The organism is Brevibacterium casei CIP 102111 (assembly GCF_900169275.1).
Classification (GTDB): domain Bacteria; phylum Actinomycetota; class Actinomycetes; order Actinomycetales; family Brevibacteriaceae; genus Brevibacterium; species Brevibacterium casei.
This window is the reverse complement of record NZ_FXZC01000002.1, coordinates 65,928-87,649: the sequence shown is the minus strand read 5'-3', so window position 1 is coordinate 87,649 and position 21,722 is coordinate 65,928. Positions and strand designations below refer to the sequence as shown.

At 68.4% G+C, this 21,722-nt stretch carries 22 protein-coding genes and 1 tRNA gene; 9 read left to right on the top strand and 14 right to left on the bottom strand.

All coding sequences use genetic code 11. The annotated features are described in order from the left end of the window. Positions 1-39 precede the first annotated feature (39 nt). The 3 genes from ftsL to mraZ form a co-directional block, all read right to left on the bottom strand. Positions 40-585 carry a cell division protein FtsL gene (ftsL, locus tag BC102111_RS04070; RefSeq protein WP_101623679.1) on the bottom strand — a complete coding sequence of 182 codons (546 nt, stop codon included), beginning with the start codon at positions 583-585 and terminating at the stop codon, positions 40-42. Beyond that, positions 582-1,544, bottom strand: a complete 963-nt coding sequence (rsmH, locus tag BC102111_RS04065; protein WP_063250878.1) for a 16S rRNA (cytosine(1402)-N(4))-methyltransferase RsmH — start codon at positions 1,542-1,544, stop codon at positions 582-584. The genes ftsL and rsmH overlap by 4 nt, the downstream gene beginning before the upstream one ends. Before the next feature lie 171 nt (positions 1,545-1,715). Then, on the bottom strand, positions 1,716-2,147 hold the full coding sequence (gene mraZ / locus BC102111_RS04060) for a division/cell wall cluster transcriptional repressor MraZ (RefSeq protein WP_040342214.1): 432 nt from the start codon (positions 2,145-2,147) through the stop codon (positions 1,716-1,718). A gap of 455 nt (positions 2,148-2,602) precedes the next feature. Between mraZ and BC102111_RS04055 the strand changes: the two genes are divergently transcribed. Genes BC102111_RS04055 through BC102111_RS04045 form a run of 3 tightly spaced genes read left to right on the top strand, consistent with a single transcriptional unit; the run spans position 2,603 to position 7,144 of the window. Beyond that, positions 2,603-3,592: an AAA family ATPase gene (locus tag BC102111_RS04055; protein WP_063250842.1), complete on the top strand. Its 990-nt coding sequence runs from the start codon at positions 2,603-2,605 to the stop codon at positions 3,590-3,592. Positions 3,593-3,596: 4 nt separating this feature from the next. Next, positions 3,597-4,745, top strand: coding sequence for a DUF58 domain-containing protein (locus tag BC102111_RS04050; protein WP_101623678.1), 1,149 nt, complete (start codon positions 3,597-3,599; stop codon positions 4,743-4,745). Continuing rightward, complete coding sequence (locus BC102111_RS04045; protein WP_232252590.1) at positions 4,709-7,144, top strand: transglutaminase TgpA family protein; 2,436 nt, start codon at positions 4,709-4,711, stop codon at positions 7,142-7,144. The genes BC102111_RS04050 and BC102111_RS04045 overlap by 37 nt, the downstream gene beginning before the upstream one ends. Here the strand turns inward: BC102111_RS04045 and BC102111_RS04040 are convergent. The 3 genes from BC102111_RS04040 to dinB all read right to left on the bottom strand — a co-directional run bounded on the left by BC102111_RS04040 (position 7,128) and on the right by dinB (position 9,732). Beyond that, positions 7,128-7,751 carry a YdcF family protein gene (locus BC102111_RS04040; protein ID WP_009379964.1) on the bottom strand — a complete coding sequence of 208 codons (624 nt, stop codon included), beginning with the start codon at positions 7,749-7,751 and terminating at the stop codon, positions 7,128-7,130. The genes BC102111_RS04045 and BC102111_RS04040 overlap by 17 nt on opposite strands. Positions 7,752-7,847: 96 nt before the next feature. Then, a complete protein-coding gene (locus tag BC102111_RS04035) occupies positions 7,848-8,261 on the bottom strand; it encodes a DUF3040 domain-containing protein (RefSeq protein WP_009379965.1) in 414 nt (137 codons plus the stop codon). 232 nt (positions 8,262-8,493) lie between these two features. Continuing rightward, on the bottom strand, positions 8,494-9,732 hold the full coding sequence (dinB, locus tag BC102111_RS04030) for a DNA polymerase IV (RefSeq protein WP_009379966.1): 1,239 nt from the start codon (positions 9,730-9,732) through the stop codon (positions 8,494-8,496). 75 nt (positions 9,733-9,807) lie between these two features. Between dinB and BC102111_RS04025 the strand changes: the two genes are divergently transcribed. Further along, on the top strand, positions 9,808-10,317 hold the full coding sequence (locus BC102111_RS04025; RefSeq protein WP_081591034.1) for a hypothetical protein: 510 nt from the start codon (positions 9,808-9,810) through the stop codon (positions 10,315-10,317). Further along, positions 10,314-11,450, top strand: a complete 1,137-nt coding sequence (locus BC102111_RS04020; protein ID WP_009379968.1) for a polyprenyl synthetase family protein — start codon at positions 10,314-10,316, stop codon at positions 11,448-11,450. Before BC102111_RS04025 ends, BC102111_RS04020 begins: the two co-directional genes overlap by 4 nt. 37 nt (positions 11,451-11,487) lie before the next feature. Here BC102111_RS04020 and BC102111_RS04015 read toward each other — a convergent pair whose 3' ends face one another. Next, the gene (locus BC102111_RS04015; RefSeq protein WP_009379969.1) at positions 11,488-11,838 is read right to left on the bottom strand and encodes an Rv2175c family DNA-binding protein; all 351 of its coding nucleotides are present in this window, start codon (positions 11,836-11,838) and stop codon (positions 11,488-11,490) included. Between the two features lie 157 nt (positions 11,839-11,995). Between BC102111_RS04015 and BC102111_RS04010 the strand changes: the two genes are divergently transcribed. Next, positions 11,996-13,069 (top strand): LysM peptidoglycan-binding domain-containing protein, encoded by a 1,074-nt coding sequence (locus tag BC102111_RS04010; RefSeq protein WP_009379970.1) that lies wholly within the window; start codon positions 11,996-11,998, stop codon positions 13,067-13,069. Continuing rightward, a complete protein-coding gene (locus BC102111_RS04005) occupies positions 13,066-15,288 on the top strand; it encodes a protein kinase domain-containing protein (protein WP_095376578.1) in 2,223 nt (740 codons plus the stop codon). The genes BC102111_RS04010 and BC102111_RS04005 overlap by 4 nt, the downstream gene beginning before the upstream one ends. A gap of 74 nt (positions 15,289-15,362) precedes the next feature. On the opposite strand, the gene BC102111_RS04000 is transcribed toward BC102111_RS04005, so the two are convergent. The 4 genes from BC102111_RS04000 to gcvH are packed head-to-tail and all read right to left on the bottom strand — an operon-like array spanning position 15,363 to position 18,636. Further along, complete coding sequence (locus BC102111_RS04000; RefSeq protein WP_101623676.1) at positions 15,363-16,757, bottom strand: class II 3-deoxy-7-phosphoheptulonate synthase; 1,395 nt, start codon at positions 16,755-16,757, stop codon at positions 15,363-15,365. A gap of 13 nt (positions 16,758-16,770) precedes the next feature. Next, complete coding sequence (locus tag BC102111_RS03995) at positions 16,771-17,253, bottom strand: bifunctional nuclease family protein (RefSeq protein WP_095376580.1); 483 nt, start codon at positions 17,251-17,253, stop codon at positions 16,771-16,773. Positions 17,254-17,263: 10 nt separating this feature from the next. Further along, positions 17,264-18,232, bottom strand: a complete 969-nt coding sequence (locus tag BC102111_RS03990) for an FHA domain-containing protein (protein ID WP_095376581.1) — start codon at positions 18,230-18,232, stop codon at positions 17,264-17,266. Continuing rightward, complete coding sequence (gcvH, locus tag BC102111_RS03985; RefSeq protein ID WP_009379975.1) at positions 18,232-18,636, bottom strand: glycine cleavage system protein GcvH; 405 nt, start codon at positions 18,634-18,636, stop codon at positions 18,232-18,234. The genes BC102111_RS03990 and gcvH overlap by 1 nt, the downstream gene beginning before the upstream one ends. Before the next feature lie 233 nt (positions 18,637-18,869). Between gcvH and BC102111_RS03980 the strand changes: the two genes are divergently transcribed. After that, a tRNA-Pro gene (locus BC102111_RS03980) sits at positions 18,870-18,946 on the top strand. A 113-nt stretch (positions 18,947-19,059) separates the two neighbouring features. On the opposite strand, the gene BC102111_RS03975 is transcribed toward BC102111_RS03980, so the two are convergent. The 3 genes from BC102111_RS03975 to BC102111_RS03965 form a co-directional block, all read right to left on the bottom strand. Continuing rightward, positions 19,060-20,283 carry a tyrosine-type recombinase/integrase gene (locus tag BC102111_RS03975; RefSeq protein ID WP_180960572.1) on the bottom strand — a complete coding sequence of 408 codons (1,224 nt, stop codon included), beginning with the start codon at positions 20,281-20,283 and terminating at the stop codon, positions 19,060-19,062. 113 nt (positions 20,284-20,396) lie between these two features. Further along, the gene (locus tag BC102111_RS03970) at positions 20,397-20,678 is read right to left on the bottom strand and encodes a hypothetical protein (protein ID WP_101623674.1); all 282 of its coding nucleotides are present in this window, start codon (positions 20,676-20,678) and stop codon (positions 20,397-20,399) included. A 77-nt stretch (positions 20,679-20,755) separates the two neighbouring features. Beyond that, entirely contained in the window at positions 20,756-21,091 is a 336-nt protein-coding gene (locus BC102111_RS03965) for a hypothetical protein (protein WP_101623673.1), read from the bottom strand. Between the two features lie 335 nt (positions 21,092-21,426). Here BC102111_RS03965 and BC102111_RS03960 point away from each other — a divergent pair, with 335 nt between their 5' ends. After that, positions 21,427-21,621 carry an excisionase family DNA-binding protein gene (locus BC102111_RS03960; RefSeq protein ID WP_101623672.1) on the top strand — a complete coding sequence of 65 codons (195 nt, stop codon included), beginning with the start codon at positions 21,427-21,429 and terminating at the stop codon, positions 21,619-21,621. Positions 21,622-21,722: the final 101 nt, after the last annotated feature.

Sequence of the window (21,722 nt, the reverse complement as noted above, 5' to 3'; positions counted from 1 at the left end):
GCCCGGCTGCGGGGCTCCCCCGCCCCGAGCGGGCGAGGATCAGTTCGGGGACTTCTGTGCGGGGGGTGCGATGTCCTTGCCCGGGCTTCCGCCGACGACGGGAAGCTTCTCATCCGATCGTAGATTGGGTCGGAGGTCCTCCCTGGTATCGGCGCGCGGGCCGGGGACGACTGTCGGCTTCTTCTCACCGGACTCGTCGATCGGCGGGGCGTCGATGACCTTGCCCGTCTTCGCGTCGAGGAACTCCGGGGAGGTGTCGCGGACGAGGCCGAGCTCCTCGGCGGCCTTGGCGATGTTCTGCGGGGACTCGCGGTAGGAGTTGTCCTCGACGAGGCGGTCCTTCTCCTCGGCGAGTTTCTCCTTCTCCGCTCCCAGCCGCTCGATCTCATACGAGGTGTTCGAGATGAAGATGTTGAGGAGGAGGACGGCGACGAGGGTGGCGACGAGAATCCCGATGCAGAGCAGCGAGAAGGGCAGCTTCGACTTCGGCAGCTCGAACTTGAGCAGGCGCAGCCGCGGAGACGATGCGGGGGTCTCCTGCCTGCGGCGCTGAGGTGCTCCGGCGACGGCGTGTGCGTGGCTCACTGCTGGTCCTCCCTGATCTTGACAACGGCGCGCAGCCTCACGCTCTTCGCGCGAGGGTTGGTCTCGGCTTCCTCGTCGTCGGCGACTTCGGCTCCGCGCACGATCTCGCGCAGCCACGGCTGCAGGTGCTCGGGCACAACGGGCAGGTCCGGCGGCGCCTGGCTGACGGTGCCGGCTCGGAAGATCCGCTTGACGATCGTGTCCTCGAGCGACTGATAGGACTCGATGACGGCCACTCCCCCGACGTGGAGCGCTTCCAGCGCGGCCGGCAGGGCAGTGCGGAGCACGCCGAGTTCGTCATTGACCTCGATCCGCAGCGCCTGGAACGTCCGCTTCGCCGGGTGGGAGCGCTTCTTGCCCTCGGGCAGGACGCGGGCGAGCATCGCCGCGAGCTGATCGGAGGTCTCCCACGGGGTCGTCTCACGGTCGGTGACGATGATCTTCGCGATCTTCCCGGCCATCTTCTCCTCGCCGTACTCGCGCAGGATGCGCCGCAGTTCGGCTTCGGGATAGGTCGCGAGCACCTCGGCGGCGGTCCTCCCCCGGCTCTGGTCCATGCGCATGTCCAGCGGGGCGGGACGGGAGTAGGAGAAGCCGCGGTCGTCCTCGTCGAGCTGGAGGGAGGAGACGCCGAGGTCGAGGAGGATGCCGCTGATCGCCTCGATGCCGAGGTCGGCGAGGACGCGCGGCAGTTCGTCGTCGACGGCGTGGACGATGTCGGTGCGCTCGGCGAAGGGGGCCAGCCGCTTCGTCGCGATGGCGATGGCCTCGAGGTCGCGGTCGATGCCGACGAGGTGGACGTCGGGGAAGGCCCGGAGCACCGCCTCGGCGTGGCCGCCCATGCCCAGGGTGCCGTCGACGATGACGGGGGTGCGCCCCTGGTCGCGGGCGGCGGCGACGCCGACGCCGAGGAGCTCGACCACGCGCTCGAGGAGCACTGGCACATGCTGTGCGTTCATGGTGGAGTCCTTCGTGCGTGGTCGTCTCTGGTCTCGGTGCCCTGCTGGAGTCGGAACCTTGTCCGCCGCGGCCCTGGCACCGGGGAAGTGTGTCAGGACGGGTGAGCTTCGGAACCGGGGAAGTGCCCCGAATCTCAGCACACGGCGGGCAAGGATCGAACCCGAGCAGGATCAGATCACTCCGGGGATCACCTCGTTCTCGCGTTCGGCGAAGGCCTGCTGCGCTCCCACGAGGTACTCCTCCCACGTCGGTGCGTCCCAGATCTCGACTCGGTTGCCCATGCCGATCACTGCGACCTCCCGATCGAGCGATGCGTACTGCCGCAGTATGTGCGGGACGGTGATGCGCCCCTGCTTGTCCGGCTGATCCGCAAAGGCCGCCGACAGGAACACGCGCTGGTAGTCGCGTGCCTCCTTGTTCGTCTTCGGCGCGTTCTGGATCCGCTCGTGCTCGGCCTCGAACTCCGTGGTGGGGAACAGGGTGAGGCAGTTCTCCTGGCCACGGGTGAGAACGAGTCCTGGCGAGAGCTCGTCACGGAACTTTGCGGGCAGGATGAGGCGACCCTTGTCGTCGAGCTTCTGCATATGAGTGCCCAAGAACATGTCGTCTCACCCCTTTCGAAACCAATCGGCTCCGATAGCAACCACCCTACTCCACTTCCCTCCACATCATCCAGCAAATTCCCCCCACTTCCCCTCCAGAGCCAATGAAATCCCAGGTCAGACCGGTGGAGGAAAGTGGAGAAAATTTCCCATCGGCGCGTTCGACGGTGCTCGTCTCCCGGTGGGATGGGCCGCCTCGGCGGGGGTGTCAGGGTCCGTGATCCCCGGATTTCCGGGGTTGACCGCCGAGGTGGAGGGCAGTGGGGAGGAAAGTGGGGCGGTCGGTGGAGCGAAGTGGGGCGGGGGGTGGAGGAAGGTGGGGAGGGAAGTGGAGACCCGCCGGGAGGCGTGAGGGCAGGGCCGGGGAGCGGAGTGGGGCGAGGTCGACGGCGACCGCAGAGTTCCTGAGAGGCGCCCGAATGGATGCCGGGGGCGGGATAGGGAAGAATGGACGCATGTCGACCAGCCAGGAAGCCACGCAGACCAACTCCGTCATCGGCACCGAGCACATCGAATGGGTTCAGCAGCTGACGTCCCGCGCCCGCACGGCGATGAACTCCGTGCTCGAGGGCAAGGACGAGGCCGTCGGCCTCTCCCTCATCGCCCTCCTCGCCGGCGGCCATGTCCTCCTCGAGGACGTGCCCGGCGTCGGCAAGACGCTCCTGGCCCGTGCGATGGGCAAGGTCGTCGACGGTTCGGTCCGCCGTATCCAGTTCACGCCCGACCTTCTGCCCACCGACGTCGTCGGGGTCAACCTGTTCAATCAGGAGACCCGCCACTTCGAGTTCCGTCGCGGCCCGGTCTTCGCGAACATCGTCATCGCCGACGAGATCAACCGCGCTTCCCCCAAGACCCAGTCGGCGATGCTCGAGTGCATGGCCGAGGGTCAGGCGACGATCGACGGGGAGACGCACAGGATGCCGTCGCCGTTCATCGTCGTCGCCACGCAGAACCCCATCGACATGGAGGGCACTTACGCCCTGCCCGAGGCCCAGCGCGACCGCTTCATGACCCGACTCTCGCTCGGCTACCCGGCGACGGCCGACGAGGTCGATCTGCTCGACAATCAGATCGAGCACGACCCGCTCGCCGCGGCACAGGCGGTCACGAGCCTCGAACAGGTCGGACAGGCCCGCGACATCGTCCGTCACGTCGGTGCCAGCCGCGAGCTGCGCGAGTACATCGTCGCGATCCTCCAGGCCAGCCGCAACGACCAGGCGATCCTGCTCGGCTCCTCGCCGCGCGGCGGCGTCCACCTGCTCCGTGCGGCGAAGGCGCGCGCAGCGCTGTCGGGCCGCACCTTCGTCACCCCCGACGACATCCAGGCACTCGCGCCGTACATCCTCGCCCACCGCATCATCCCCCGCGACGGCGACGACTCCGAGCTCGCGGCCGAACTCATCGGCCGTGTCCTCCAGCGGGTCCCCGTCTCTGCGAATCAGTGACGGCATGCGACTGAGCACCTCGGGAATCATCTTCATCATCGCCGGTGCCGCGCTCATCGTCGGCGCCTACCGGTTCGCCCTGCCCGGTCTGCTCCCCGCCGGCCTGCTCCTCCTCGCCCTCGTGCTCCTCTCCGCGGCACTCATCGGGTGGAGCACCCGGCGGATCTCGGTGAGCCTGCGCACCCCCCTGCCCGAGGTCCGGCTCCGGCCCGGCGGCGACCGGTACCCCCTGGCGCCCGAAGGCAAGGAGGTCGAGCTCGACGCGGTGGTGACGAACACGGGCCATCTCGCGGTGCCGTCCTCGACGATCGACTTCATCGCCGCCGACGGATTCGGCGATTCCACCGTCGGGGAGGTCCCGCCGCTGGCCGGCGGTCGCTCGCAGACCGTGCTCACCTCCTTCACCCCCGGACGACGCGGGGTCAGCGGCATCGAGTCGGTGCTCATCACCGTCGCCGGGCCCTTCGGGCTCGTCACGGCGAAGAAGAAGGTCCTCGGGTCGTTCCCCATCGCCGTGGCTGTGCCGACGCTCGGCGCGCGCATCCCCCGCGAATCGGCGAACCGGCCGGCCCGCCTCGACGAGGGGAAGATCCGCTCCGGGCACACCACCCGCGACTTCCACACCCGGGAGTACGTGCCCGGCGACGACCTCCGGCACGTGCACTGGCCGACGACCGCGAAGTCCGGGGAGCTCATGGTCCGCCACGAGGCCGAGGAGGAGACGCTCCACGCGCTCATCGTCATCGACCTCGATCGTCCGGAGCAGGCACCCGACGAGCTCGAGACCGAGTTCCTCATCGCCGCAGCGGCAGCCGCCGGCGTCGCCTTCCTCCGCGCCGACTACGAGGTCTGCGTCGTCGCTCCGGGACACGAGATCAGGTTCCGCGGGCAGAAGGACGTCGACCGACTGCGCCTGCTCACCGCGCTCATCGAACCCGGGCGGGCCGAGCTGCCCGCCCATGACGATCCCAACCACGTCGTCATCTGCGCCGCCGACGACTCCCGCGCCGAGGCGATGGCCGCGCACTTCTCCCGGCGGATCCCCATCACGGTCCGCAGCCTCTCCGAGATCGACGACATGACGATGCTCGGCCTCAGCGAGGACCTTCCGGAATCGTGGACGACCTTCGAGACGAAACGGGTGATCCGATGACCGCCGACCTCGCCCAGACCACCGAGGCGAAGTCCTCGACCTGGTTCGAGTCCCTCGCCGTGTTCGTCGCCATGGTGCTCACGGCGATCGGTCTCTCCGCGGTCTTCTCCGACCTGGGCTGGCTGCCGCCGGTCCTCGTCGCCGTCGCCCTCATCGTCGCCGTCGGCGCGATCTTCCGCAGCATCGCCGGACTGCGGGCCACCGGCACCGCCGTCATCGCCCAGTGCGTCGTCGGCGTCTTCGCCGTCCTCATCCTCTGCGTGCCCGACACGATGCTCTTCGGAGTCATCCCCACCGGTGATTCGTTCGTCGCCGTCATCGACCTCCTCTCCTCCGGGGTGAGCGACCTCTACGCCTCGACGCCGCCGGCGGCGAGCACACCCGGCTTCACCGCGATGCTCACGATCGCCTTCACACTCATCACGATCCTCATCGACGGCCTCGTCTCCGACCTGCGCGCGCCCAAGGTCTCCGGTGTGCTCCTGCTCGTGCTGTGGATGATCCCCGTCTTCTTCGCCCCCGCCGAGGTCCGCTGGTGGCACATCGCCGCAGTGCTCGCGGCCTTCCTCCTCCTCATCCTCAGTCCGTACTTCCCGGCGGCGAAGTGGCAGGGCGGACTCACCGCGCTCGTCGCCGGAGCGGTCGCCGTCATCCTCGGCATCGGTCTGCCCACGATCCTGCCGACGGTCCCCACCCTGCCGGACCGGGCCTCGAACAACCAGGGCGACCTCACGGTGACGAATCCGTTCCTCGATCTGCGCTCCGACCTCGGTGACCGGGACGACTCGACGCTGTTCTCCTACACGACGACGGCGGAGGAGCCGGAGCCGATCCGGCTGACCTCGGTCAACTCGTTCGACGGACAGACGTGGGCCCCGACGCCGTTCGGCCTCGACCAGTTCGCGATCGCCTCGGAAGGGCTGCCGTGGCCGGAGGGGCTGCCGCGCAACAACGGCTACACCGAAGAGCGCATCGACGTCACGATCGGCGACTACGACCAGCAGTACCTGCCGACTCCCTATGCGCCGCAGCAGCCCCAGGGACTCAACCGCCGGTGGATCTACGACGAGGAGTCGCTGACGATCGTCGGCAACGGTGAGCGCTCAGCAGGTCAGCAGTACTCGATGGAGTACCTCTCGATCACCCCCAACGTCGAGGATCTGAGGACGGCGACTCCGGTGAACTCGAGCCAGTTCGAGACCGAGCTCGAAGTGCCCGCGAGCCTGCCCCCGAGCGTGCAGCAGACCGCGGAGGACGTCACAGCCGGGGCGAGCAACCAGTGGGAGGCGGCTGTGCTCCTCCAGGCGTACTTCCGCAGCGGTGAGTTCGAGTACTCGCTCGACGCTCCCGAACAGGCCAGCGGCGATGCGATCTCCGACTTCCTCACCGAGAAGAAGGGCTACTGCGTCCAGTTCTCCTCGGCGATGACGATCATGGCGCGGACCATGGGGATCCCCGCCCGGATCGGCGTCGGCTTCGCCGGAGGCACCGAATCCGGCGACGGGTACGACGTGTCCATGCAGGATTCGCACGCGTGGCCCGAGCTCTACTTCGAGGGCGCCGGCTGGGTCCGCTTCGAACCGACGCCCGGCGGACCGGCCGGCGCCCCGCCGGCGTGGACGCTCGCCGACGGCAGCAGTGAGAGCACCGACGAGGAGACCGAGGAGTCGGCCTCGCCGACAGAGGAGCCGACGGAGTCGGCTGCCGAGACGGCTCCGGCCGAGACCGAGGAGCCGACGACCGAGGAGACCGACGCGGCCGCCCAGCCGGCGTCGGCGGACTACTCGACGATCGTCTGGGCCCTGGTCATCGCCGCGCTCGTCCTCCTCCTGCTCGCGATCCCCGCGATCTGGCGGATGCTTCTGCGCAGCCGCCGCACCGGCTCACCCGTCGACGTCGAACGGGTGTGGACGGAGATCAGGGCACTGGCCACCGACTACGGGCAGAGCCTCGACCCGAGCCGCACCCTGCGCCACGACGAGCTCGTCCTCGCCGGAGGTCCGGCAGTCGCCGGCGCCGCTCCGGGGGATGCCGGGCCAACCGCCGGGGACCCGGCGACGGGCGGGCCTGGGCCCGGCCCCGGACCCGACGGTGCGACTGCCGGACCCGACAGCGCGACCGCGCGCCCCGACGGCAGACTCGCCCCTGCGGGCGGACTCGACGCCCTGCGTCGACCGGTGCCCTCGGGCCCTGACGGAGGCCGCCGCGACACCGCGCTGGCCGGGTTCATCGACGCCCTCGAGGCCAAGCGCTACGGTGCGCAGCCGGTCGACGTCTCTGACGCCGAGGCCCGTGCGGTCGTCGACGAGGTGCAGACCGACCTGTCCGAGCATGCGACGCCGGGCGCACGGATCCGGGCGAAGATCTGGCCGGCGAGCATCTTCAGCCCGCCGAAGTGAGCCTCCGGAGGCTCCGGCGTCCGAGGACCGCTTCGACGGGTTTGACCCACCACAGCTCCCCGAGGCGGTAGTCGCCGCCGCGGACGAGGCGCTCGGCGAGGTCGGGGCGCAGCCGCCGCAGGCAGATCCGTGCCTTGAGGGCATGGTGGGACGTCGAGACGACGGCGATGCTCGTCGCCTCCTCGAGGAGCGGGATCGCCTGCTCGATGTTCTCCTTCGTGCTCGTGCTTGCCGTCTCGAGGCGGATGGCACCGGTGAAGCCGAGCTCGTCGCGGGCGTACCGGCGCATGAGTTCGGCTTCGGGGAGCGCTCCTGCGACCGCGCCGCCGGAGAGCACGAGCGCGGACTCCGCGGCTTCCGGATCGACCGAGCGCACGCCTGCGCGCACCCGGAAGCGGTTGATCGCGTTCGCCCGTGGACCCGGGTTGCGGTACCCGAGGACGAGGACGGCGTGCGACGCCGACGGATCGGTGGCGCCTTCCGACGTCTCCGACCCGCTCCGCGGGAACCCTCGCCGGCTGGCGGCCCAGCTGGAGAGCTCACCGAAGGCGACGACGCCGATCGCGGCGATCACCCCGGCCGAGGTCAGTGCTGCGGCTGTGCGCACGAGTCGTTCCTCCCCCGGGAGGATCCGGCAGGGACAGCAGAAATGCGCCCCCGGCTGGGAGCGCATTCGGTTGGCATTCGGTGTCTCAGCGGTCGGTCATTCGCCGCGCTGGCGCTTCTCCCACCGGTCCTCGATCCGGCTCATGAAGCCGCCGGAGGAGCCCTTCGCGTTCGACTTCGGCGCCGCCGCACCCGTGGAGCCCTTCGCCCCGCCTCCGATGCGACCGGGACGGCTGAACGCCCAGTACATGCCGGCGACCATGAGGCCGAAGCCGACCACGCCGAGGGCGATCCAGGCGACGGCCTGGTTGACCATCGAGATCGCGAAGATCGTTGCGGCGAGACCGAGGAGCGCGACGAGGATGCCCACGACGAAGCGCTTCGCCGAGAACCCGGGACCGCTGACAGCGGCCTGGGTCTCCGAGATGTTGCGTGCGAACCGGGGGTCTTCGCTGCGCAGCTGCTTCTCCAACTGATCGAGAAGCTGCTGTTCGTGATCGGAGAGTGGCATGTCGAACCCCCGTTTCCTTACTCTGGCCTGTGCCTCAATCATAGTCTCTGAACACTGAAAAAACATCTCGGGAACGGGGGCGACGGCGGTATTCCCATCCCGTCCACAGACTCGTCCGCACGCCCGTCTCCGCAGGGCTGCAGACCGGCGCTGCGGCCCCGGTGCCGCGGCCGGGTCGAGGGGCCTCGACGTTCTCCCAGGCCAGCCGCCGTACTCGGTTCCCGCCCCGTCCTCAGCGCGGCCTGGGGTGCCTACGCAGCAGTGAGGCCTGGGAGATCGCATCGGTCCCGAAGCGCCGGCGCACGTCGTCGAGCGCCATCTCCGCCTCCCTCCCCGCATGCTCGGGTTCGTCCAAGCGGGCTTGTCGTCCGCTGACCGCGAAGTCCATGAGCCCGGCGGCCCTGACCCCGAGCAGCCTAACCCCCCGCTGACGCTGCTCGCGCAGCCCGGTGAGCGCCGGCCGCAGCGCCTCGTACATCTCCCGGGCGAGGTCCGTGGGCGCCTCGAGCGTGATCGACCGCGACAGGGTCGTGAAGTCGTCGAGACGGTATTTGAGCCCGAGGGTCGTCGCGACCTTCTCCTCGGCCCGCACCCGGTGGGCGACCTTGTCGCAGAGGCGCAGGAGCTCGTGCTCGAGTTCGGAGACGTCCCAGATGTCGGCGCCGAAGGTGTGCTCGGCGCTGATCGAGCGGTCCTTGACCTGCCGGTCCATGCCGTGCGAGTCGAGTCCGTGGGCGCTGCGCCACAGGTGGTGTCCGTGCGCCCCGAACACCCGCCCGACCCAGGCCTCGTCCATGGCCGCGAGGTCGCCGATGAGCCGGATCCCGTATTTTGCGAACCCGATGCGGGTCTTCTCCCCCACCCCCGGCAGCGCTTCGATCGGCATCGGGTCGAGGAACGTCTGCGTCGCGGCGAGCGGGACGAGGAGCTGGCCGTGCGGCTTCGCCCGCGCCGAGGCGAGCTTCGCGACCACCCGGGAGCCGGCGATGCCGACGGAGGCGCTCAGGCCCGTGCGCGCTTCGATCTCCGCGCGCAGCGCCGAGGTGATCGCCACCGGGGAGCCGAGGCGCCGCACCGCCCCGGAGACGTCGATGTAGGCCTCGTCGACGCTGACCTGGTGGCAGTCGGGGGTGACCTGGGCGACGAGCTCGAAGACCTGCTTCGAGTACGCGGAGTAGAGGCCGTGGGAGGGCGGGATCACCTCGGCGACGGGGCACAGGCCCATCGCCCGGGACATCGGCATTGCGGCGTGGACGCCGAACTCCCTGGCCTCGTAGCTCGCGGAGACGACGACGCCGCGGCCGGCCCGCCCGCCGACGATGACGGGACGGCCGACGAGTTCGGGACGGGTGAGGAGTTCGACGGAGACGAAGAACGAGTCCATGTCGAGGTGGAGCATCGTCGCACCGGTGTCGTCCGTGCCGAGATGCTCGAGGTCACCGCCGGAGCGGGCCAGCTGTTTGCGGCTCATGTCCCACCCATGGCTCGATCGCGGTCCGAACCGGCGGGTTCGGCTCCTGCGGGGTCTGCGGGTAATCTGTCAGACATGGTATCGCGCAGGACTGTCACGACGCTGACTCTCGCCTTGGGCCTCGCTCTCACCGGCTGCACCGGCCAGTCCGGGTCGACGCCGGACGCCTCGCCGAGCGAGGCATCGACCACCCCGGCGGGCACGCAGTCCGCCGACCCCACCGGGTCTCCGGCCCCGACGGAGACGGCTGCGGAGGAGGAGGTCGAGCTCCCCGACTTCATGGAGCCCTACCCCGACGCCGAGGTGATCTCGAGCTCGCGCGCGGCCGCCGAATCGGGCGAACTCGACGCCGTGAGCCTCGTCATGCGCGCGCAGGCCGAACCGAAGGACATCATCTCCTTCTACACCGACCGGCTCGAGAAGGCCGGCTTCGAGACCTTCGGCAAGGAGTCGATGACGAAGTCCGCGCAGGTCGTCAACTTCCGGCACAAGGACAACGACGGCGTCCTCGTCATCACCGTCAGCGACGACCCGGACGATCCCAAGGCCTCGATCGTCTCCCTCGGCGGGAACATCGCTCCGTGATCTCAGCCGACCGCGTCGAGTCCCTCGACGCTCCCGCTGACATCGCCGCCGAGGCGGCCGCCGGAATCGAAGGCTTCCTCCGAGCGAAGGCCGCCGAGTTCGCGGCCATCTCCCCGGACACCGCCGAGATCGGCGACTCGCTCATCGCCTACACCCGCGGCGGCAAGCGGATCCGACCCGTCCTCCTGTGGTGGGGCTTCCAGCTGGCCGCCGGCAGCGAGCTGACCCCGGGGTCCCAGGCGCGCACCGGGCTCGCCGAGGCAGCCGCTTCCCTCGAGCTTCTCCACGCCGCGGCCCTCATCCACGACGACGTCATCGATCATTCGGACACCCGCCGCGGGGCTCCGGCCCTGCACCGGCAGTTCGAGTCCCTCCATGCCTCGCTCGGCTACGAGGGCGACGGCGAGGCCTTCGGGGTCTCGGCCGCGATCGTCATCGGCGACATCTGCCTGGCCCTGAGCGAGGAGCTCTTCGAGTCCGCGCAGGACCGCCTCGGCGCCTCCGTCCCCGCGCAGCGTCTGCGCGCGCAGATGCGCCGGGACGTCATGGTCGGGCAGTTCCTCGACGTCCGCGCCGAGGTTATCCCCCTCGACGACGCCCGCATCGGCGAGCGGGCGTGGGAGGTGCTCAGCTTCAAATCGGCGAAGTACTCCGTCGAGCAGCCGCTGCTCCTCGGGGCCGCGCTCGGCGGGGCCGACGACGCGCAGCTCGCCGCGCTCTCCCGCTTCGGCCTGCCGCTCGGGCAGGCGTTCCAGCTGCGCGACGACGTCCTCGGCGTCGTCGGCGACCCGAGCGCGACAGGCAAACCCGCAGGCGACGACATCCGCGAGGGCAAGCGGACGGTCCTCATCGCAGAGAGCCTGCGCCGGATGGACAGGGAGCAGGCGGACCTGCTCGCCTCCCGCCTCGGCGATCCGACGCTGAGCGCGGAGACGGTGGCGGAGACAGTCGCGATGCTCCGGGAGGTCGGCGGACTCGACGCCCTCGAGGAGATCATCGCCGACCGGCACGCTGCGGCGCTGAGCGAGCTCAGCGCCTGGTCAGGCGGCAACGGGGCGGCGTTCGACCTCGGCGAGGGGGCACGGACGCGGCTGACGTCCTTCGCGGAGACGCTGAGCTACCGGCAGCGCTGAGCCGCTGAGAGCTCTGCGCCGAGGCGCAGGCGGGGGCTCAGAAGGCCAAGGCCTGGGCCCGCCGGCGGACCTCCTTGCGGTTGCCGGCGCGCAGCAGGTCGATGGGACGACCCGGCAGGGAGTCGTCGGGGGTGAAGAGCCACCTGATCGACTCCTCGTCGTCGAATCCGGCGTCCTTGAGCGTGCTCAGCGTCCCCTTGAGCGGGGTGAGGACCTCGCCGTCGACGAAGAAGGCCGTCGGCACGCGCAGCACCTTGGGGTCTCCGTGCTTGTATCCGCAGATGGCGCCGTCCTCGAGGAGTCGGCGCACCTGTGTGATGCCCAGTCCGGTGGTCTCCGCGATGTCGGGAAGGGTGGCCCAGTCCTCGACGAGTTCTTCGGTGTTCACGCCCCCAGCGTAGCAATTCCTCGGAAGAAACACGCCGCCATGCCCGCCGCAATCCCGGGCTCGGAGCGGCCCAGTCGATACGCTGGTGGGTGGAACTTCCCCACACGATATGCAGCCGAACAGGTGACAGATGACACGCTCGCGACGGACTTCTCCGATGCCGATCACCGCCGCCCCTGACATCCGTGCGGCCTCCCGGGTGAACTCGACCGGTCCCGTCCCCCGTCCCGAGGGGTCCGGCGATGCCCCCGCCGAGGCGGCTCCCGAGTCGACCCCTGCCGCCGACACCGCGCCGTCGTCTGCGGCCCCTGACCGTGCCGCGACCCCGCAGTGGCTGACGGGCACGAAGAGCGAGACCGTCCCCGTCACGCACGGTGGCCGGACGTACAAGGTCAAGCAGGGCGACACCCTCTACGCCGTCGCCAGCCGCCACGGCGTCTCCGTGCCCGCGCTCGCCGAGCTCAACCGGATCTCGCCGCGCCAGAACCTCGTCCAGGGCCAGGTGCTCTCCCTGCCGGAGAAGAACGACCTGCCCGAGACCGATCCCTCGCACATCGTCGCCCCCGGAGAGACGCTCTTCGGCATCGCCGCCTCCCACGGGGTCTCCCCCGGCACGCTGCGGCGGGCGAACGGGATGGGCGAGGACTCCCACATCCGCGTCGGAGAACTGCTCATGCTCCGCGACACCGGCACCCGCCCCCGCCGGCAGGCCCCCGAACCTCCGGCCCCGCTGCCCCAGGTCGCCGCCGGCGGCTGGGGTGAGGAGCTGCGGGAGAGCGTCGTCCAGGCGGCCCGCCTGAACAAGGCCACGCTGCTCGGCCGCTCGCACCCGAACCCGGAGCAGGCGCGGCTCCTCGTCGCCTCGATCGCCGAGGAGCTCGGCGCCGAGCCCGCGCTCATGCAGGCTGTCGCCGCCCAGGAGTCCGGCTTCCAGCACGCGACCGTCTCGGCGGGCAACGCGATCGGCATCATGCAGGTCACCCCCCGCTCGGCCAGATGGGCCAGCGACATCGTCGGACGCGGACTCGACGTCCTCGACATCGCCGACAACATCGTCGCCGGCACCGTCATCCTCGGGTGGCTCATCGAGTCCACCGACTCCGAGGACGAGGCGCTGGCCGGCTACTACCAGGATCTGCGCTCGGTCCGCGCCGACGGACCGCTCCCGGAGACGAAGGCCTTCGTCCGCGGCGTGCAGCTCCAGCGGAAGCGGCTGGAGGAGGCCCGATGAACTCGCTGCCCGACCCGCTCATCGGGGTCGTCCTCAACGACCGGTATCGGATCGACGCGAAGATCGCCCGCGGCGGCATGGCGATGGTCTACCGGGGCACCGACCTGCGTCTCGACCGCGAGATCGCGATCAAGGTCATGCACGAGCACCTCATCTCCGATGACACCTTCGTCGAGCGCTTCCGCCGTGAGGCCATCAACGCCGGTCGCCTCACCCACCCCAACCTCGTCGCCATCCATGACCAGGCGCGTGACGGAGACGTCGTCTACCTCGTCATGGAGCACCTGCCGTCGGTGACCCTGCGCCGCGAACTCAAGCACCGCGGCACCTTCACCCCCCGGCAGGCGATCGTCGTCCTCGACGCGATCCTCGCCGCGCTCGAGGCCGTCCACTCGACGGGCATCATCCACCGCGACCTCAAGCCCGACAACGTCCTGCTCGGCACCGACGGTCAGGTCAAGCTCGCCGACTTCGGGCTCGCCCGCGCCGTCACCTCGGCGACGACGACGAAGACGCTCATCGGCACCGTCGGCTACGTCGCCCCCGAGCTCGTCACCCGGGCCGGCGCGGATGCCCGCACGGACCTCTACACGGTCGGCATCATGTTCTACGAGATGCTCACCGGCTCGCAGCCCTACACCGACGACGTCCCCATCCAGGTCGCCTACCGGCACGTCCACGACACGGTCCCCCCGCCCTCCGAGCGCACCGACGGCATCAGCCCGCTCCTCGACGCGCTCGTCCTCTGGGCGACATCGAAGGATCCCGAGGACCGGCCTGAGGATGCCGGGGAGTTCCGCCGGGCCCTCGCCGAGGCGCGGGCGCAGATGTCCGATGCCGAACTCGACTACGGCGATCCCGACGCCGTGGCCGGTGAGCACTCTCCCGCACTCACCGCGAGCATCGACCTCGGCGAGGAGGTCCCGAAGGAGCGGAAGTCCCGCACCGACGAGATCCCCTACCTCGCCGAGGAGGATGCCGACGGCGACGGCGCCGCTGCCGCCGATGATGCGGCCGACGGGGATGAGGACTCGGCGTCCGTCCCTCTCGCCGGCACCGCTGCCGCGGTGGCCGCCGGTGGCACGGCCGCGGCGATCGCCACGGCTCCCCGAGCGGAACCCGCCGAGGACACGGACGATCCTCAGGACGCGAGCGACGACGATGCCGCAGCCGACGGCGCGACCGCCTCGGCGGGCGACGTTGACACGGCCGACGATGCCACCGCCTCGGCGGATGCCGCCGACACAGGGAAGGACAGCGAATCCCCGGCGGCGGGCAAGCGCACCCGCACGAAGACGGCGATGTCCGCAGCGACCGCCGCCGGCTCCGGCAGCGGAGGCTCCGGCTCCGCTGGCTCAGGCACCGGGGGCTCAGGCACCGGCGGCGGGAGCCGCGGGTCGGGCGCAGACGACCCAGCCCCGGTGGCGGCCGGTTCCGCGCACACCCGACGGCGCAGGCGTCGGCGCCTGGCGACGACGGTCGGCGCAGGACTCGTCGTCCTCGCGCTCCTCGCGTGGCTGATCATCGCCAACCTGCCTGCCCCCACCTCCATCGTCCCCGGTCAGCTGGCCGGGAAGGAGTTCTCCGAGGCGACCGAGGTCGTCGAGAGCAGCGGTCTCAACCCGGAGAAGCAGGAGGTCTTCGACGATTCGATCCCCGCAGGCACCGTCATCGGCTCGGAACCGGTCGGCGGCACGGAGCTCTCCCCCGATTCGACGGTGACGCTCGTCGTCTCGAAGGGGGTCGAGACGTTCGCCGTGCCCGAACTCGAAGGACTGAGCGCCGAGAAGGCGAAGGCCGCGCTCGACGACGCGGGCCTCGGGGTGGGCAAGGTCGACGAGAAGTACGACGAGAACGTCGCCAAGGGCATCGTCATCAGCGCCTCGGAGAAGGAAGGCGAGGAACTCGTCCACGATGCGAAGGTCGACCTCGTCGTCTCCAAGGGCGACGCCCCGGTCGAGGTCCCGGACGTCGAGGGCCTCACCTACGACGCGGCGTTCGCCACCCTGACGAAGCGCGGCTTCCGCGTCGGCAAGGAGGAGGTCTTCTCCGACACGGTGCCCAAGGGCAAGGTCGTCTTCCAGTGGCCCAAGAGCACCGAGGCGAAGCCGTACAACTCCCTCGTCATCGTCCGGGTCTCCAAGGGCAAAGAGGAGAAGAAGGACGACAAGCCCAAGGACGAGAAGCCGAAGGATGAGAAGAAGGACGAGGGCAAGTAGGACGCCCCTGGATCCTGAGACGATCGAAGCGCCGGCGGATCACCGCCGGCGCTTCGATCGTCTCAGGTCTGTTCTCAGCCCCTCCGGGTGAGGTACTCGGCGACCTGGAAGGCCATCTCGAGCGACTGGTCGTGGTTGAGGCGGGGGTCGACGAGGGTCTCGTAGCGACGGCGCAGCCCCTCGTCGTCGATCTCGGTGGCGCCTCCCATGATCTCGGTGACGTCGTCGCCGGTGAGTTCGATGTGGAGGCCGCCGGGGATCGTTCCGGCCTCCTGGTGGGCTGCGAAGAAGCCCTCGACCTCGGCCATGACGTCTTCGAAGCGGCGGGTCTTGTAGCCCGTGCTCGAGGTGATCGTGTTGCCGTGCATGGGGTCGCTCATCCACGTCACCTGCGGGAGTCGGTCTCCGATGCCGGCGAGCAGCTTCGGCAGGACGTCGTTGATCTTCCCCGCACCCATCCGGGTGACGAAGGTCAGGCGCCCGGGTTCGGCGTTCGGGTCGAGCTTCTCGGCCAGCGCCAGGGCGTCCTCGGCGGTCGCGGTGGGACCGAGCTTGACGCCGATGGGGTTCTGGACCTTCGAGAGGAAGTCGACGTGGGCGCCGTCGATCTCGCGGGTGCGCTCCCCGATCCACAGGAAGTGGCCGGAGACGTCGTAGGGCAGGCCGGTGCGGGAGTCGATGCGGGTGAGCGCCCGCTCGTACTCGAGCAGCAGCGCCTCGTGGGCGGAGTAGAACTCCGTCGTCCGCAGGGCGTCGAAGTCGGCGCCGCAGGCGTCCATGAAGCGGATCGCGCGGTCGATCTCCCGGGCGGTCTGCTCGTAGCGCTGGTATCCGGGGTTCGAGGCGAGGAAGCCGCGGTTCCATTCGTGGACGAGGCGCAGGTCCGCGAAGCCGCCCTGGGTGAAGGCGCGGATGAGGTTGAGCGTCGACGACGACACGTGGTAGCCCTGGAGCAGCCGCGCGGGGTCGTGGCGGCGGGACTCCTCGGTGAATTCGTAGCCGTTGACGATGTCCCCGCGGAACGAGGGCAGGGTCACTCCGTCGCGGGTCTCCATGTCCGCCGAGCGGGGCTTGGCGAACTGCCCTGCCATGCGCCCGATCTTCACCACCGGCATCGAACCGCCGTAGGTGAGGACCGCTGCCATCTGGAGGACCGTCTGGACCCGGGCGCGGATCTTGTCCGCCTGGGCACCGGCGAAGGACTCGGCGCAGTCGCCGCCGGCGAGGACGAACGCCTCACCGCGGGAGGCCGCCGCGATCCGCTGCTTGAGCACGTCGGCTTCCCCGGCGAAGATGAGCGGCGGGAGGCTGCGCAGCTTCGTCAGGGAGTCCTCGAGCGCCTCGGCGTCGAGATACGTCGGCTGCTGTTTGGCGTCCATCGACCTCCAGTCGTCGAGACCGGAGAGGTCGTCGGTGCCGGCTGCGGTGATGTCGGTCTGAGCGAAGACCGGATCGATGTGGAGGCTCACGCTTGTTCTTTCTTCATTGCTCGTCGCCGGTCTCGAAGTCCTCGGCGGAGACGTTGTCGAGGAAGTCGCGGAACTGGGCGACCTCCTCCTCGTCTGCTTCGGGAGCTTCGATGCCGGCGTCTTTGAGGAGGTCGGAATCGACGTAGACCGGGCACTCGGCTGTCAGCGCCAGGGTCACGGCGTCCGAGGGCCGGGCGGAGATCGTCCTGCCGTCCTCGGTGTGGAGTTCGGCGAGGAAGATCTGACCGTCGCGGCCGGTGATCGTGACGTCGGCGAGCTCGTCGTCATGGGCGGCGAGGACGTCGAGCAGGAGGGCATGTGTCATCGGCCGCGGCGGGGTGAGACCGCGCTGCGCGATCGAGAGCGCGTTCGCTTCGATCGCCCCCACCCAGATCGGCAGGTAGTAGGCGGGCTCGCTGGCCTTGAGCAGGAGGATCGGCTGATTGGCGGGCATCTCGATGCGCACCCCGACGACCTCGACTTCGACGTTTGGCATTATCCCCTTCTCAGGAGCGCGGACGCTGCTGGAAGATCATCCGGAACTTCCCGATCTGCACGTCCGCGCCGTTCTGCAGTTCGATGGAGTCGATGAGCTGACGGCCGACATAGGTGCCGTTGAGCGATCCGGTGTCGCGCAGCGTGAACCCGCTCGGCGTGCGGATGAACTCCGCGTGCTTCCGCGAGACGGTGACATCGTCGAGGAAGATGTCGGCGTTGGGGCTGCGGCCGACGGTGACGACGTCGGTGTCGAGCAGGATCTGCGAACCGGAGTCCGGTCCGGAGACGACGACGAGGAGCGCATCGGTGTCCTGGAGACCGTCGAGGTCGGGCACCGGGTGGATCTCACCGGTGTGCGGATCGAGGATGCCCTGGAACGGCTGCCGACCGGAGTCGGTCATGCTCTGTCCACCGGGAACCGGGTACTGCTGCTGGTTGGTCTCGCCGCCCGAGCTCGGCTGCTGGGCGTACTGCTGCTCGCGGGGATCGTGACCCTGCTGGCCCGCCTGCTGCGGATAGCCGCCGTCCTGCTGGTACCCGCTCTGCTGGTACCCGCCCTGCTGCTGGTATCCGTCCTGCTGGTACTGGGCATGACGGCCCTGCTGGTCGTCCTGTCCCTGGTATCGGCCCTCGTCGTACCGGCCTCCGGGCGCCTGTTCACCGGTCGGGTGATCGGCGTGCCGGCCGTGGCCCTGCCCGCCGTCCTGCTGGTGCTGGGGCGGCTGGTACTGCTGCTCGTCCCGCCGAGGCTGCTCCTGGCGGTACTGCCCCTGATCGCCGCCGTAGTTCGGCGCCTGGGGTGCATCGTCGACGGAGGGCTGGCCGTAGGCCGGCGTGTTCGGCCGGGCGTCTCCGCCCTGGTCCTGCGGGGCGCCGTCACCGGGGCCGAAGGGGAACTTCTTCGACTGCGGGACTTCGCCGTTGTCGTACCACGGCTGCGAGGGATTCCGGCGACCTTGGTCATTGTTCTGCGACATCATGCCTCCTCGCTCTGCACGAGCTTGTGGTACTGCTCCTCATCCATCAGACCGGTGACCTGCTCAGGATCGCTCGCCTCGACGAGGTACATCCATCCGTCCTCGTAGGGCGAGGAATTCACGGTCTCCGGTCTGCCTTCGAGGGCATCGTTGACGTGGGTGATCGTTCCCGACAGCGGTGCGATGAGGTCGGACACGCTCTTCGTGCTCTCCACCTCGCCACAGGACTCCCCCATGGTGATCGCATCTCCGACGGCAGGCAGGTCGACATAGACGACGTCGCCCAGCTGAGACTGGGCGAAGTCCGTGATGCCCACGCGGTAGACGGCGTTGTCCTCCGTGGTGTGGACCCACTCGTGGTCCTTCGAGTACAGGTAAGACACTGGAAAATCCAGTTCCGCCATGTCGACTCCTCTTAGCTTGTCGGTGTTCCAAGCATAGCCGCCTGGGGTGCTTGCATAACAATCGCGAAACAGAAATGTTACTGACCCCCTGAAAGGGAGTCCGCAGACACCTGTTTCTCCGGTGATTACCTGGGATGATACTAGTTTGTCGAAGGTCACGATCGGCAATTTTGGCAGTTGGACGACGATCGTTATAGGCTAGTTCTCGTTGCTTCGGCCCAGGTGCTGGACAACGGGCTATGGCGCAGCTTGGTAGCGCGCTTCACTGGGGGTGAAGAGGTCGTGGGTTCAAATCCCGCTAGCCCGACCAAATCCGCCGCTCATCATCCTTGAATTTAAGCGGAAGAATGCCCCGCCACACGTACAGTGTGACGGGGCATTTCGTTTACCTCTCACAAGGCCTCTCACAAAGCGCGAGAGTCCTCAAGCGGCATGAGTACGTGACCCGAGGGCCTGCGCCGCCGCTGTGATGCCTGAGTCTCCAGCGTCCGGAAGGTACGTGCTGAGGTGGACCTCGACAGTGTGCCCGAGGAGGGCGGCGGCATCGCCGGGCACTACTCCGAGTCGATGGAGCAAGAACGCGAGAGTGTGCCTCACTGAATGCAGGCGGATCACAGGGACACCCGAGCGTCGGCATAGCGCCCTGAACCAATCTGAGTACAGCTCAGGACGGAGAGGACACCCCACCTCGTCGACGACGACATAGCCGCTGTCGTGGTAGGCCGCTCCCGCCTCCAACTTCTCACTTACCTGCCTTATCTTGAGCTGTCGCAGGAGGTCGAGAGTACCCGCCTCGATGACATCGACCGGCACCGAGCGGCGACGCTGTTCTGACTTCGTATCGTCGACAACATCGCCCCCACCCTTGTCGGCAATGACTCGACCTTGCCGGACTGTGACGGTGCCCGCGCCGAAGTCGATGTCCGACCATCGCAGGCCCATTACATCCGCCCTGGTGAGTCCGCACAAGGTGAGCCGCCATGCCCCAGCGAGGCGATCCAAGTCTGACTTGGCACGGAACTTGTCGAGGTCAGTGCATACGGCCTCGGCCCCATGGCCTTCAGTGGGCCAGTGTTCCAGCTCAGTGCCCCTGGTCTTGCGAGCGCGTGGCATCCTCACCAAATCGGCGACATTCTTCTCGACCAGACCGTCGCGGACCGCGAAGTCGAGCGCCTGGCTGAGGCGGTTCACTGCCGAACGCACAGTGCCAGGAGCGAACGGCCGACCATCTCGGCGCGTCCGCTCCCCCGCCACCGTCTCGGCGATGAACTTCTCTATCTCGCCCGCTGTCAACTCCCGCACGGGTCTATCCCCGAGCGCGTCGACGACAGGTTTCGCCCGGTAGGCGTAGTTGTCGGCTGTGGTCTTACGGATGTCGACGCGAGACGCGACATAGCGGTCAACGAGCTGAGCAACCGTGAGCGTCCGCGCAGACAGTCCCCCACGCTCGGAAACCTCGGCGCGCACCTCGGCGACGAACTGCCGCGCCTCATCGAGAGTGTCGAGCGTCTTCGTCGCTTGCTTGCGCTTAGCCGCACCTCTGGGCGTGGCATCGACGACGACGCGGAAGCGAACGCCGCGCGCCGTCTCGATACGGCGGATCGGCTCATCCCACATCGGACAGTTGGGGCACGTGTAGCCGATCACCTCGTCGCCCTTGTGGATCGGCCCCCAGCCTTGTCGGCGATTGCCTCGGGACTCTCCACACGAGGGGCACGTCTTGAGAGCATCGGCTGGGACAGCTCGACGGTTTCCCGTGCTCATGCCGCCACCTCCTCGGAGGTCAGACGAACTACTCCACCCCGTATGGGTAGAACGCCCTCAGCGATGAACTTGGCTGTTATACGCCGAATCTCGTCATCGTCGCTATGCTGACCGCAGCCGAGACGGTAGACGACGGCACTGTCGGCGATCCTGGTCAGCATGAGGCCCGTGGTGGTATCGACCCCACCGAGGCGGTCGACAGGAGCCTCCTCGCTGTAGATCACGCTCAGGTGTGGCTCTATGGCCTCGGCGAGAGTGAGATGGGTAGTCTGGTGCATGGCTGTTTCTCCGTTCTCAAATATGAGTTTCAGTCAGGCGGTCCCGGGGGTTCTTGGCGGAAGTCCGGGGCCGCTTTCTATTTCTCCGACCTGTCAAGGCCGGAAGCTCGTTTATTGCGCTGGATGGCGCTTTCTTCAAGGTGCCCCTCGTCCCGAAGGAAGCGCACCCATTTGTCGACGGTGTACTCAGTCACGCCGTAATGCTCTGAAAGGGCTTGGCGGCGAGGCGTGCGGGCGATCGTGCCGTCTGGTCGCCGTCTCGGACCGGCGTCACGATAGGCCTGCAAGAACTCGACGACAGGCGTCCTGCCGTCGGGCATGAGGTCGGGCTGCTCCGCCTCGTCGAGAGCATCATCGAGCCGGAAACCCTCATCTAAATGTTGTTCGACCTGCCTCATGTAGGAATAGGCCACTGCTCGGATTTCGGTAAGGGGCACTCCTCGAAGATGAGACTGCTTTACGTTATCGGCATGCACCGTGAGTGAGGTGATCCTCTCGCCGTCTCCGAGCGTGACCGTCCATCGGCCTCCTCTGCCGTCCTCGACTTCAACCCAAGTTTCTCGGTGTGAGTGATTATCTTGCCTTTCGTTGGCGGGGCGGTCTGGACCGCTTCTCGCTCTCCAAGTTGGATTGCGTTTCGTCATGTCTACAAGATTATAGGTTGGTGTCTGCAATTACAACCTTCTAGAGTGAAAGTCGTCGGCAGACATCAGATGAAACAAGCAAAAACTGGAAATTGGAGGAAGACATGACCGCAGTTGTCGAGTCCCCAACATTGGAGAGAGTAATGAAAGTGTCCGAGGTAGCCGCTCATCTTGAGTGCACCAATGACACCGTGTATCGCGTCATAGCCGAGGGTGCGCTCCGGGCCATCCGAGTGGGGCGACTCCTACGCGTGCCCGAGTCCGCCCTCGCAGAGTTCATCGCCGGGGCCGCACGATGATGAGTCAGGATGAGCACCGTCGCAGACTTCGTCGTGCGGACATGATCGCCGCCGCCGAAGCTCGACAGCGGGAGCGGCAACAGGTCGAAGCCCAACGACGA

Bases quoted from the DNA above. Each gene is read 5' to 3' on its own strand.
- rsmH (WP_063250878.1), bottom strand. From the start codon at position 1,544: ATGAACGCACAGCATGTGCCAGTGCTCCTCGAGCGCGTGGTCGAGCTC.
- mraZ (WP_040342214.1), bottom strand. From the start codon at position 2,147: ATGTTCTTGGGCACTCATATGCAGAAGCTCGACGACAAGGGTCGCCTC.
- BC102111_RS04055 (WP_063250842.1), top strand. From the start codon at position 2,603: ATGTCGACCAGCCAGGAAGCCACGCAGACCAACTCCGTCATCGGCACC.
- BC102111_RS04050 (WP_101623678.1), top strand. From the start codon at position 3,597: ATGCGACTGAGCACCTCGGGAATCATCTTCATCATCGCCGGTGCCGCG.
- BC102111_RS04035 (WP_009379965.1), bottom strand. From the start codon at position 8,261: ATGCCACTCTCCGATCACGAACAGCAGCTTCTCGATCAGTTGGAGAAG.
- dinB (WP_009379966.1), bottom strand. From the start codon at position 9,732: ATGAGCCGCAAACAGCTGGCCCGCTCCGGCGGTGACCTCGAGCATCTC.
- BC102111_RS04025 (WP_081591034.1), top strand. From the start codon at position 9,808: ATGGTATCGCGCAGGACTGTCACGACGCTGACTCTCGCCTTGGGCCTC.
- BC102111_RS04010 (WP_009379970.1), top strand. From the start codon at position 11,996: ATGCCGATCACCGCCGCCCCTGACATCCGTGCGGCCTCCCGGGTGAAC.
- BC102111_RS04005 (WP_095376578.1), top strand. From the start codon at position 13,066: ATGAACTCGCTGCCCGACCCGCTCATCGGGGTCGTCCTCAACGACCGG.
- BC102111_RS03995 (WP_095376580.1), bottom strand. From the start codon at position 17,253: ATGCCAAACGTCGAAGTCGAGGTCGTCGGGGTGCGCATCGAGATGCCC.
- BC102111_RS03990 (WP_095376581.1), bottom strand. From the start codon at position 18,232: ATGTCGCAGAACAATGACCAAGGTCGCCGGAATCCCTCGCAGCCGTGG.
- gcvH (WP_009379975.1), bottom strand. From the start codon at position 18,636: ATGGCGGAACTGGATTTTCCAGTGTCTTACCTGTACTCGAAGGACCAC.
- BC102111_RS03970 (WP_101623674.1), bottom strand. From the start codon at position 20,678: ATGCACCAGACTACCCATCTCACTCTCGCCGAGGCCATAGAGCCACAC.
- BC102111_RS03960 (WP_101623672.1), top strand. From the start codon at position 21,427: ATGACCGCAGTTGTCGAGTCCCCAACATTGGAGAGAGTAATGAAAGTG.